8 protein-coding genes are annotated in these 11,086 nt (G+C 62.4%); 2 read left to right on the top strand and 6 right to left on the bottom strand.

Annotation, left to right across the window (positions count from 1 at the left end; genetic code table 11):
* Positions 1-518: 518 nt before the first annotated feature.
* Positions 519-1,049: a cytochrome b gene (locus tag GQ57_RS37510; RefSeq protein ID WP_034200557.1), complete on the bottom strand. Its 531-nt coding sequence runs from the start codon at positions 1,047-1,049 to the stop codon at positions 519-521.
* Complete coding sequence (locus GQ57_RS37505; protein WP_034200556.1) at positions 1,049-2,143, bottom strand: catalase family peroxidase; 1,095 nt, start codon at positions 2,141-2,143, stop codon at positions 1,049-1,051. The genes GQ57_RS37510 and GQ57_RS37505 overlap by 1 nt, the downstream gene beginning before the upstream one ends.
* 156 nt (positions 2,144-2,299) lie before the next feature.
* Here GQ57_RS37505 and GQ57_RS37500 point away from each other — a divergent pair, with 156 nt between their 5' ends.
* Together GQ57_RS37500 and GQ57_RS37495 are read left to right on the top strand one after the other, a co-directional pair.
* Positions 2,300-2,821, top strand: coding sequence for a sigma-70 family RNA polymerase sigma factor (locus GQ57_RS37500; protein ID WP_034200555.1), 522 nt, complete (start codon positions 2,300-2,302; stop codon positions 2,819-2,821).
* The gene (locus GQ57_RS37495) at positions 2,818-3,576 is read left to right on the top strand and encodes an anti-sigma factor family protein (protein ID WP_034200554.1); all 759 of its coding nucleotides are present in this window, start codon (positions 2,818-2,820) and stop codon (positions 3,574-3,576) included. Before GQ57_RS37500 ends, GQ57_RS37495 begins: the two co-directional genes overlap by 4 nt.
* A gap of 817 nt (positions 3,577-4,393) precedes the next feature.
* On the opposite strand, the gene GQ57_RS37490 is transcribed toward GQ57_RS37495, so the two are convergent.
* The 4 genes from GQ57_RS37490 to GQ57_RS37475 all read right to left on the bottom strand — a co-directional run.
* Positions 4,394-4,711: a hypothetical protein gene (locus GQ57_RS37490; protein WP_034200553.1), complete on the bottom strand. Its 318-nt coding sequence runs from the start codon at positions 4,709-4,711 to the stop codon at positions 4,394-4,396.
* Positions 4,712-4,735: 24 nt separating this feature from the next.
* Positions 4,736-5,080, bottom strand: coding sequence for a hypothetical protein (locus tag GQ57_RS37485; protein ID WP_235212609.1), 345 nt, complete (start codon positions 5,078-5,080; stop codon positions 4,736-4,738).
* An 18-nt stretch (positions 5,081-5,098) separates the two neighbouring features.
* Positions 5,099-9,820 (bottom strand): RHS repeat-associated core domain-containing protein, encoded by a 4,722-nt coding sequence (locus GQ57_RS37480; protein WP_052001627.1) that lies wholly within the window; start codon positions 9,818-9,820, stop codon positions 5,099-5,101.
* A gap of 51 nt (positions 9,821-9,871) precedes the next feature.
* A partial coding sequence (locus tag GQ57_RS37475) for a DUF2345 domain-containing protein (RefSeq protein ID WP_034200552.1) occupies positions 9,872-11,086 on the bottom strand: 1,215 nt, incomplete at its 5' end.

The following is an 11,086-nucleotide window of genomic DNA, read 5'->3' as shown; positions in this document are numbered from 1 at the left end:
GAATATGAATTGCTTCATAAACCTGACTTACTTTAGTGTGAGACTCTTGATACTTTTGCTATCTGATCCGAGGATCAGCTCGCTTCCATCAAGCGCCCACACTTATCGGCTGTTAATTTTTAAAGAGCATTCTGCGAGGAACTTCGTGTTTCTCAGCAGCGCTGCGTTTTCAGCAGCAGAGAAGCGAGATTATCAACCGTTTTTTAAAACTCGTCAACAACTTTTTTAACTACTTCGTTGCGACGACTGCGGTTTAATTTCGTGTGCACTGGAATCGATAAAACCGACTTCAACAGCACCGCTTCCTTTTTTTCTCCCGCGCTGCGTTTCCGTTAGCGCGAAAGAGGCGTGATTGTAGGCACCTGCCCCCAACTACGCAACCCCCTTTGTGAAATATTTTTGACATGCAGTGCCGGGGACCGCTGAGCCTACCCAGTGCTCATATATAAGCGGCACGGCAGGAGCAGCCTCGGTCGCCCGAAAGCAGCCCCGCCGTATCGAACGCAACCCTCCGTCGCTCACCGCCCCGCCATCGACCTCACCACCCCGTCCCGTCGAATCAACCCGTGATACAGCGCCGCCGCAAAGTGCGCGAGGAATGTCGCGAAGAACAAATACGCCAGCACGCGGTGCGCGACCCTGAGCCAGGCGAACGTCACCGGATCGGCCGACACCAGCGCCGGCAGCTGCACGCCGCCGCCCAACGTCACCGGATACCCGCCCGCCGACAGCATCGCCCACCCGATCAGCGGCATCGCCACCATCAGCGCATACAGCACGAGATGCGACCCGTGCGCGGCAACCTTCTGCCACCACGGCAGATCCTCGGGCAGCGCCGGCGGCTTCGACAGCACCCGCACCACGATCCGCACACACACGAGCACCAGCACGGCAATGCCCAGCGGCTTGTGAATCGCGACCAGAACCGCATGCCGCTCCGAAACGGACGCCACCATCCCCACCCCGATGAACAGCATCGCGACGATCATCGCGGCCATCACCCAGTGCAGCACCCGCGCCGGCAAACCAAACGTCGTAGAAGCCTTCATCACCGTCCCTCCGCACTCAACCTGGCCACGCCTGCCACACCGGCCTCTTCACTCGTCCTGCGCAGATACGAATCCGCATAGGCAGCCGACCGCGCCGCCAGCAACGGATCCCCGGACACCTGAATCCCCTGCGGCAGCACCGTCGGGTCGTAATTCACATCGCGGCACGGCCCGCTGTCCTGCGCCTCCACGCGGTCGAACACGAGCGTGCCCGCGTCGATCGTCGTGCGCTGCGCGGGCCAGACCTTCGTCGCGTCGTCCACCGGATCGCCGGGCTCCGCCAGGGTGACCAGCAGCTTCCACTTCTGCGCACCGGCAGCGATGCGCTGCGTCACGTCCTGCTGCAGCACGTTCGGGTCTGCCGCCGTCGCGACATCGCCGGCGCCGGCCGTCTGCTCCGGCACGACCCGCCACCGCACAGCCTGGCGCTTGCCGGCCGCATCGACGAAGTAGAACGCGTTCAATCCGTAATAGCTTTCGGTGACGTAGCTCGCACTCGGCTTCGCACCTTTCACCCATTCGCGGAACGCGGCCGTCTCCGGGTGCGCGCCGAAAAACGCCTTCACCTTCAACGGGTCCGGCTTGCCCGTCTTCGGATCGGGCCGGGTCGCCAGCAATTGCGCGTAGAACGCCTGCGGCGTCGCGACCGGAAACACGGGCATCGCGTTCATCCCGGTTCGCCATTGCTCGCCGTCCGGCGCGGTAAGCCTCAGCGCGAGGCTGCGGATCGGCACGCTGCTGTCGGGCGCGTACGGATTCCCGCCCGGCAGCGCGAAGCGCCCGACCACCGGCGTGCGCACCGCCTTGAAGAACGGCGCGACCGAATACGCGCTCGCGGCGCCGTTGCCTTCGAAGTAACCGGTCACGCACACGCCCTTCGCGTGATTGCGCCGGAAGCCCGGGTGTATGCCGCCGCCGGCCGTCTGCAACGCATCGACGATCCGGTGCGGGGTCAGACGCGCCGGCGCGAACCACCCGCCGACATACCCGAACGCCACGGCCACGCCGGCCACCGCGCCGCCGATCGCGGCCCAGCGCCACCACCCGCGCCCAGGCTCGCGCTGCGGTGAAGAAGAGGAAGAAGATCGCTCCATGAATGTGCTCCCGACCGTCAGGTCATTGTCGAACCCGCGTAGGACGCCACCCGCGCCGCTTTATTCCACGAAAATTTTTTTCCTATGCTGGTGGAATAAGTGGCGCCGCCCGACGTCTTACGCGGCATCTCGACCCATTCGGCAACCGGCCCGGCCATGCCCTCCACCGCCCTCGACGACGACGCACTGCGCGAACTCATCCCCAGGCTGCGACGCTTCGCGCTCTGGCTCGCGCGCGACGTCCACGCGGCCGACGATCTCGTCCAGTCGACGCTCGAGCGCGCGCTGTCGCGCTGGACGAGCCGCCGCGACGACGCGTCGCTGCGCAGCTGGCTCTTCACGATCCTGTACCGGCAGTTTCTCGACGGCAAACGCAGCGCGAAGCGCTACGCGTGGCTGCTCGGCCGCATCCGCGACGACGACGAAGCGCATTGGCCGTCAGCCGAACGCGAATTCGCGGCGCGCGCGACGCTCGAAGCATTCGGCCGGCTCTCCGACGAGCAGCGCAGCCTGCTGCTGCTCGTCGCGGTCGAGGGCTTCACCTATCAGGAAGTCGCCGACCTGCTCGACGTGCCGATCGGCACCGTGATGTCGCGGCTCTCCCGCGCGCGCCAGGCGCTGCGCCAGCTCAGCGACGGCGAGCTTCCTGCTCCTTCTTTGCGATTGATGAAAAAATGAACACCCCTCCGAACGAACACGACCTTCAGGCCTACGTCGACGGCCAGCTCGACGACGATGCGCGCGCCGCGGTCGAGCGCTATCTCGCGCTGCATCCGGAGCGCGCGGAACAGGTGAAGCAATGGCAGCAGGATGCGCAGCGGTTGCGGGCCGCGCTGGAAAGCGTGCGGATGCCGGCGGATAACCCCGCGCTCGATCCGGCGGCCATTCGCGGCCGGCGGGCGGAGCGCACACGGATGCGGTTCGCGATCGCGGCTTCGTTCGTGTTCTGCGTCGGGCTGGGGACGTTCGGCGGATGGCAGGCGCGTGGATGGAACGCGGCACCGCCCATTGCACCGATGAGCGATGCGGTCGAGGCTTACCGGATGATGGTGGTCGATCAGACGGCCAAGGTCGATTACCGGCCGACGGGTGCGGGGGATTTGCAGGGGTGGCTCACCAGACGTGTGGGCGCGTCGGCTAGGTTGCCGGATCTGAGCGCGGCGGGGTTCAGGCCGGTCGGCGGACGCTTGTTCACGACGGACAGCGGGGCGACTGCTGCGATGGTGCTCTTTGAGGACGAAGCCGGGCGGACGCTGAGCTTCTATCTCCGGCCGGCGGAATCGAAACATCGGCTGCTGCCGGCCGGGCAACGCGTGGATGGCGCGTTGCTCGCGCGGTACGGGTCGGTGAACGGGCTGAACTATGCGGTGGTCGGGCCGGCCGGGAGCCTCGCGGAGAAAGCGGTCGCGCAGGCGCTCGATCAGCAGACTTGAGTGGTACGATGCGCGCGCTGTCGGCGGTCGGTGGTGGCCGTCGGCGCCCGGAATGATGCGGCTTTGCTGGCTCGGCGCGCTTGCGCTCACCACTCGCCTGCACAGTGTTTCGACTGGCTTTCCTGGTCGGTTGTCCACACCGAAGCGCCTCCGGCACCCTCACCTTTTGGAGTCACAGGGTTTCGAGTCGCTGCGGAACGGGATATCCACATCGATCGTGACGATCGCCGCGCGCAGCCATCGGTCGACTCGCTTACTTTCCGTTTGCACAGCGTTTGAGGTTGTTTTGGAGCGCGATATCCACAACCCGCGAGATAACGCGAACACCTGCACCGAATTCGATTACCCTCACCCGCTGAGCGCACAGGTCTTCGAGTGCTTTAGCTTCTCGATATCCACAAGGCATTCAATCACGACGGATCGCGCGAAAGCTATCCGCATCATCTGCTCGATTCCAGCGAGGCCGTGCCAGACAAGGTCTTCAAGCTGATTCGCGTGGGCCAATGCAAAGCGCTCACCTGCTCGATGCACAGGAGTTCGACTGGTTGAGTGTGCGGGTTGTCCACATGCGGACCGCCGACGAGCGCACGAAACGCGATGCTCATTCCACACGGCCCCACATCGTAGAGCAGGCTGCCCTCCGACCAATCGTGTACTCGCGCATTCGGTTCGGCTTGCCACGGTCCGAATTCACCGGGATCCGCACCCGGCTTGCGATCCGGGTGCATGCTCACTTATTGCACACACAGCGTTTCGCGTCGTTTGCGCCGCGGTTATCCACATACGAAGGGGCTGACCACCTTCACCGCCGCCAAGGTCACTTGGTCAGATAAACCTTGAGAAGCTCGCCGGTCTCCGGGGAGATGACGTATTTCATCGACGTCCCGAGCGGACTTGCATTGCCGAGCCCGCGCATGCCGGGAGGCATCTTCGCCACGAACGTCACGTTGATGACGTGATCCTCGGGCGTCGGATCCGCCATGCCTTCACTTTCGTCTTCGATCCAGATCTCGAAGTTGCGCAGATCCTGCCCAGTCTTCGCGAAGTCTTCATAGGCCGCCTTCAGGCCGAGCAGCGTCGCGGTATTGAGCCGGACGGAACAGCGATCGATTCTGCCGAAATTCAATTGGGTCATCCCTCTCCCCGAAGACGCGGCGCTTTACCCTTCTTCCTGCCCGGCCATCAATTCCCTCAGGCATTCAACACACGTTGCCGTCAACAATCCGATAGCTGTTTCCATCGACTCGTCATCGTCGAACCGATAGACGCCTCCTCCTGCATGCGTCCCGCCCAATTCAAGCAGTTTCGTCTCTTCGGATTCGAGCATGTAGCCCGGAAACTCGATCTCGTCGCGCACCAGCGTTAACGGCACGACCCTGCGGCCGCCCTTCCAGTTGCCACGATCGTTGACGAGATCGGACACGGCACGAGTCACGAGCTCGCCTCCGACACGTCCGTGATATGAACAATTCACCAGCGGCATCATTTCACCTTTGATTTCCAATCCGGTCGCCCGGATATCTCATTCCTTCTTTACCTTTGCCTTGAAACCCAGCTTCCCGAGATATCTCATCTGACCCAAGGGCCCCTGCGCAACATCCGCTCCCCCGGCTCGAAGCACATTCGCGACGTGGTCGACACAACTGTTCGTACGCTCGTCATAGGCTTCGAGCGTCTTTCCAATCTGAGACTGCTGATAGGCCAGGGCTGCCTTTGCGTCAGGCAACGGGACCTCGGCGGTATGCAGAATCGGGTCACCGGTCATATAGCGTTCGCGCCTCTCGTTCACGATCGTGGTGGTTCCGGCGTCCTTGTCTATTACCTGATGCGTGTGAACCGACATGTAGCCGCTCTCCACCTCTACGGTGTAATGCCCGGTCGCCGAATTGGTGTCGTAGTGCCGGATAATCGCCTTGCCGCCGCAGTTGCAACAAGGATCTTCGCTCAGCCCCAGCGGATCGACCCACCCGGTCGGCGCCAACACATAGCGATATTGATTGACGCCCCCCAACAAGCCAATGGGATCGGCACTGACATAGCGTGCCGTCGCGGCGTCGTAGTAGCGGTGACGGTTATAGGCAAGCCCGGTCTCGTCGTCCAGTTGCTGCCCCTGAAAACGAATCGCGTTCCGCACCGCTTGCCCGGATGCGCGCGAGACGCGTGAGACAATTTCCTTCGCTTCACCCCACACCTTGTAAGTCGCTTCCCACACAACCTCACCGAGTTCGTCGGTCAGCATCAATGGCGTGCCGACTTGATCGCAGTGGTAGTAATACAGGTGAGCGTCCGCCTCCGAGACCGGAATCCGCTGCAATGGATCGTCTTCGGAGGTATAACGTGCCGAACCATCACGCGAGGGAGTCGGGATCCCGCCGACGGGTACGCTGACGTATTGTGCGAGCGGAACGAAGGAATTCGCTTCGTACACATAGTGCGTACTGCGCTCGTGATCGCTCTCATAAGCGAGCCGGTTGCCGTCCCAGCCGAATATCGTCGCGACCCCATCGACCTCCTTCGCGATTCGTCTCCCCGCCGCATCGTAGAAATACCGCGCATCCGTTTGGCGAGCCGGCGATTCGATTCGTGCACGAACCAGCCGATTGAACGCGTCCCACTCAAAACGTTGCACACTTTCCGGCGTACGTTTCTCGGTGACGTTCCCCTGCGGGTCGTAACTGAAACGCGAACCGGCATATTCCCTGAGCAGGTTGCCAAGCACTTTGGGCACGGCAGGCGGCAGCGTACTGACCGATCGAACCGGGCTCGGCGGCGCTGACGTACGCGCATGTTCCGGGCTGCCGGCATCGACAAGGTTGCCGGCAGGGTCGAAGGCAAAACGCTCGGCACTGCCGTGCCCGGTCGCTTCGATCAACCGCCCGACCGGATCGTAGCGATAGTCGAACAACCCTTGCCGGCTGTCCTCGATATGGGTGATCTGGCTCGCGGCGTCGTAGCGATAATGCCGGGCCATCAATGGCGCAGGGGCCTTCTCGCGGCGGAGCGTCCAGTTCAGCAAGCGGCCGGCCGGGTCATATTCGGTCCGCTGTTCGAGCTTGCTCGCGTAGGTTCGTTGAACTTCGCGATACAAATCATCGCGTTCAAAGTTCACACGCTCTTCGTTGTCGAGCAACATCCCGTGGACATGCCCTGATCCATACGTGAGCCAGTCGATCCTGTGCCCATCCGGCCGCACCGTACCGATACGCGTACCCAGTTCGTCGTACGTGTGATGCCAGACGTAACTGCGCTGTTCGCCGAAAAGATCGTAAGCGTGATGCTCCCGCACCAGGTTTCCCGCGGGATCGAAGAAATGCTGAATGCGACTGCAGGCATTTTGCGCGTCGACGAGTCGACCGAGCGCATCGTAGGCGAAGCGCTCTTCGTTACCATCGCACATCCGTCGTGCCAGCCGGCCTCCGCGATCGAATTCGACCACGGTGATCTTCCCGGCTACATCGATGGCGGATACATAGCCGGTCTCTTCACTGTAGACATAGCGCGTTTCCGTCCCGTCGAAGCCGACCGTCTCGAGCAGCCGGCCAACGGGATCGTACTTGCACTGATAGGTCGCATGATTCGAGTCGGTCAACCTCACCAGGCGCCCGAGCCTGTCATAACCGTAACTCAGCGTGTTCCCCAGCGCGTCGGTGCGCGCCGCGACGCGCCCCGCAACGTCATAGCTGTAACGCGAGGTACGCTCCATCGGGTCCGTGATCGCAAGCAGGCGTCCCTCGGCGTCGTATTGAACACGTTGAGTACCGGCTGCGGTGCGAATGGCTTCGGGCCGTCCATTGCTGCCATAGCGATACGCGGTTACCCCGCCTGACGCATCCGTCTTTTCGGTCAACCGGCCCTGCACGTCATAGGCCCATATCGTCGTCTTGCCCGAGCAGTCCGTGTGCGAGATCAACCGGCCCGCGTCGTCATACGCCATGACCTTGACGCCACCCTTGGCATCGGTCACCTCTACCGGCAAGCCTTGTGCGTTGTAGCTGTATGTCGTCTTGTGTCCGAGCGGATCGGTTTCGACCGTGACGCGCCCCGCGTCGTCGTATTCACGCAACCACACAGCCCCCTGAGGATCGACGATTCGAACCATATGGTCCTTGTCGTCGTAGTCCATCTCGGTCACGCTGCCGTCGACACGAACGTGCCGAACAAGGTTGTCCTGTCCGTTATAGGACATGCGTTCGACGCCACCGTCCGGATAGGTATGCTGTATGAGATTGTGATAAGCATCCCGATACATCCATTCCTCTCGACCATCCGGATAGACGATGCGGAATGTGTAGCCATGCAGATCGTAATAATGCTTCGTCACGTTGCCGAGCGCGTCCGTCACGCTGACCATTCGGAAGTCCGGATGCCATGCAAGTCGCGTGTCGAAGCTGCCGTCATCCGCATGCTCGCGGACACACTTCGCTTTCGGCCCCGTACCGTCCCACTCGAGGTTCATCGCACGGTCGGTTCGATCCGTGTAGCGTGTAATGAGATGATGGCGGTACGCGTATTCGCGACGATCTCCATTCCGGTCGATCGCCACGACGAGATCGCCGTCCGTGCTGTACGTATAGCGTGCCAACGTATCGATACGCTTGCCATCGGCGCCATGATGCGTCGCCTCGACGATCCGCCCTTTTTCGTCGTAATGAAAGGCAACGATCGCGGTCGGCGTAATCAACCGCGTCAGCCGATGACGATCGTCGTAGTCGAGCGTGACCTGGTTACCCGACTGGTCCTTGACGAAGGCAAGACGAAATGCGTCGCCGCGCAATTCATAGGCCTCAAGCAGTTCATGCCCACGCGTCAACGTGATCCACGTGTCATCGAGGCGCAACAACGTCACGCCCTCGCTCCTGTCGACATGGGCGTCGCCAGGCACAAGCCGTGGATAGTCGATGCTGCGGCCTGTCGCGTCGTGGTAGGTCAATCGATCCCGATGCGCATCGATACGCGTGGTGTACGCCGTCATCCAGCGTGCACCAAGCTCTCCTCCCGAATCATTGGCGTCGAAAAACGATCGATAAGTCCGTGTCCAGACAACGGGAAGAACACCGGGCAACGTGAAATCGTGGTGCTCGAGCCGCTCGTCGCCCAGCGCGAATCCCACCGAACGCTTCGTCGCAACCGGCGGCGAAGGTCGCGGGCAGATCAGCTTGCTGTCGTTCGGCCCCGGATGTTGGGCCGGTTCCGTATGCCTGACCGTTTCCTTCTGCCCCTCACCCTCGTGACGATGAACTTTCGTCGTTCCCTGTTCCTTGATGCCAGTCGAATGCACTTTCTGCTTGCGCAACGCATCGCGCTTCTTGTCGATGGCAGTCTGGATAAGGTTGATCAACCAACCGATCTTGCCGGCGTCGATACCGCCCAGCGCAAGGATTTTCTCCTTGACCACCGGGATCATCGTGCGCAACGCCTTCGCGACGTTCAGCAGCGGCTCGCGATACTTGAGATCGAGCACTTTCGCCGCCTGCGTCCCGGTGTTGATGAGCTCCTTTGCTTCGATCTTCACGAAGTCGACGATCAGATGACCGAGCCCGCCAAATGTCTTGCGTGCATCATGCGCCGCAAAGCCCGATGCAATCTGGCCCGCATGCTGCCCCGCCGCGCGGACGTTGTGCGCGACACTGAGTTGCTTTTCCCCCGCCACCTCCTCGAACAGGCGCGCGAAGCCGACCATGAATTTCTCGATGTAATCGGCACAGGTCTTGAGCAGGTTGTTCAGCTCTTTCTTCACGCCATCGACGAAACTCTGGATACGACCGGCGAACTGCTCGCTCAGACTGTCGATGAGCGCCTGCAGCAGTGCGGTCTGCATCACCTGCAACGTCGCCTCGCCCAGCGCCTTGCCGCTCTCGACGACCTTCTGCCGCACAAGCTTCATCACCGGACGCATGCCCATCCGGAATTCGCCCGTACCGGGTGGAATCGGAATGATCCCGATCAGGTCGAGACCGAGATTCAGATAATCGAACACATCGGGATGCTTGCCGCTCTGCCCATGCTCGATCATGTCCTTGATATCCAGCACGAGATCGACGGCTGCCATGATGTTCGCCACCACCGGCAACGCATTGGCAACCATTTCGAGCCGCTCGACGGTGATGAAGTCGTGGCTGATGGCACGCAACCATCGGTCACACGCCTTGACGCCTGCCTTCACGTCGACGGTTTCGATTTGCAGCAGCGGCGCGACGTAGACTTCCGTCGGTTTCGGGAGAATGACGGTCGAAGAAGCGGTCATGACTGTTCTTTGATTCGAAAATGTGAGGTCGCGTATCGCGCGAACGGATCGTCAGAGCATGCTCAGCGCGGGCACGGCGCTGCGCGCCGCTTGAGCAAGTGCGCCGACCTGCTTTGCCGCGGCGCCGAGCTGGGCCGCCTGCGACAACGCCGTGCCTGCGCTCGATGGCAGCGCGCCCGCGAGCGCGCCCTTGGCAAGATTCATTGCCTGACCACTCAATGCCTGGCCGATGCCGCCCTGGCCAACCTGCCCGGCGATGCCGGCCAGTTGAGTCGCCCCCGACACGGCACCCATCGCACCCGACGGCAACGCGTTCGCAAGCGCCCCCTGCGCGAGCCCCATCGCCTGTCCGCCCAACGCCTTCCCGATGCCGCCTTGTGCGGCCTGCCTTGCGACGTCCGCCAACTTTGTCGCGGCCGGCAGTGCACCGGGCGGCAGCAGACCGCCCAGTTGAGACATCGCCGTCGCAGCCGCATTCCCTTCCTGCAACGGCTTCGCTGGCCATTGCGCCGTCTTGAATACGCTCGACGGATCGTACTGATTGCGCGGATCCTCGCCGAACTGGACCTGCGCTGCGCCGGCCGGCAAGCCGCTCACGATCGTATGTCCCTTCGCATCCAGCGCGCCCTCCCGCAACACGCCGCCGCTGGCGTCCAGCACTGTGAACTTGCCGCCCTTGAAACCCTCACCATTCGCATACTGGTGCAGCAACTCCAACTGCCCCGGCTGATCCGGCCTTGGGCTCGGCAACGGATACCCCATGCTCGCCGGCCCTGCGAACGTATGCGACGCCCCCTTCACGTCGATCTTTCCGGGGGCGTGAATCTCGACATTGCCGTCCTTGATCCGGATGTATGCCCCGCCGCTCGTCAGCAGAATCCCCTGATCGGCCGCGATCTCGATCAGCGCCGTCGCCGACACCACCTTCACCGCCTTCTGCGCGGTCACCTCGATGTTGTCCGACTGCGCCTGGATCTCCACCTTGCCCTTGCCCGCGAACAGCTTCATCCCCGCGTTCTGCGCGAACAGGCTCAGCTTCTGCCCGATGCTCGCCAGCAGCGATTTGCCCGCCGCAACATGCACGCTCTGCCCGCTCGCCACGTTCACGTGATCGTTCGCAACCACATGCACCGACTGCTGCGTCGACATTCCGATCCCCGACGGGCTGCCGAACAGCATCACCGGTTCCTTGAACGCGTTCGCGCTGCCCGTGCCGCCGCCTGCCGTGCGTCCGCCCGACGCGCTGCCCGATGCACTGTCCTGCGT

The organism is Burkholderia sp. MSh2 (assembly GCF_000731655.1).
In the GTDB taxonomy this organism is placed as follows: domain Bacteria; phylum Pseudomonadota; class Gammaproteobacteria; order Burkholderiales; family Burkholderiaceae; genus Burkholderia; species Burkholderia paludis.
Note: the sequence above shows the minus strand (reverse complement) of the source record. Positions and strands in the feature narration are given on the sequence as shown.

Bases quoted from the DNA above. Each gene is read 5' to 3' on its own strand.
- GQ57_RS37500 (WP_034200555.1), top strand. From the start codon at position 2,300: ATGCCCTCCACCGCCCTCGACGACGACGCACTGCGCGAACTCATCCCC.
- GQ57_RS37480 (WP_052001627.1), bottom strand. From the start codon at position 9,820: ATGACCGCTTCTTCGACCGTCATTCTCCCGAAACCGACGGAAGTCTAC.
- GQ57_RS37495 (WP_034200554.1), top strand. From the start codon at position 2,818: ATGAACACCCCTCCGAACGAACACGACCTTCAGGCCTACGTCGACGGC.
- GQ57_RS37505 (WP_034200556.1), bottom strand. From the start codon at position 2,143: ATGGAGCGATCTTCTTCCTCTTCTTCACCGCAGCGCGAGCCTGGGCGC.
- GQ57_RS37490 (WP_034200553.1), bottom strand. From the start codon at position 4,711: ATGACCCAATTGAATTTCGGCAGAATCGATCGCTGTTCCGTCCGGCTC.
- GQ57_RS37510 (WP_034200557.1), bottom strand. From the start codon at position 1,049: ATGAAGGCTTCTACGACGTTTGGTTTGCCGGCGCGGGTGCTGCACTGG.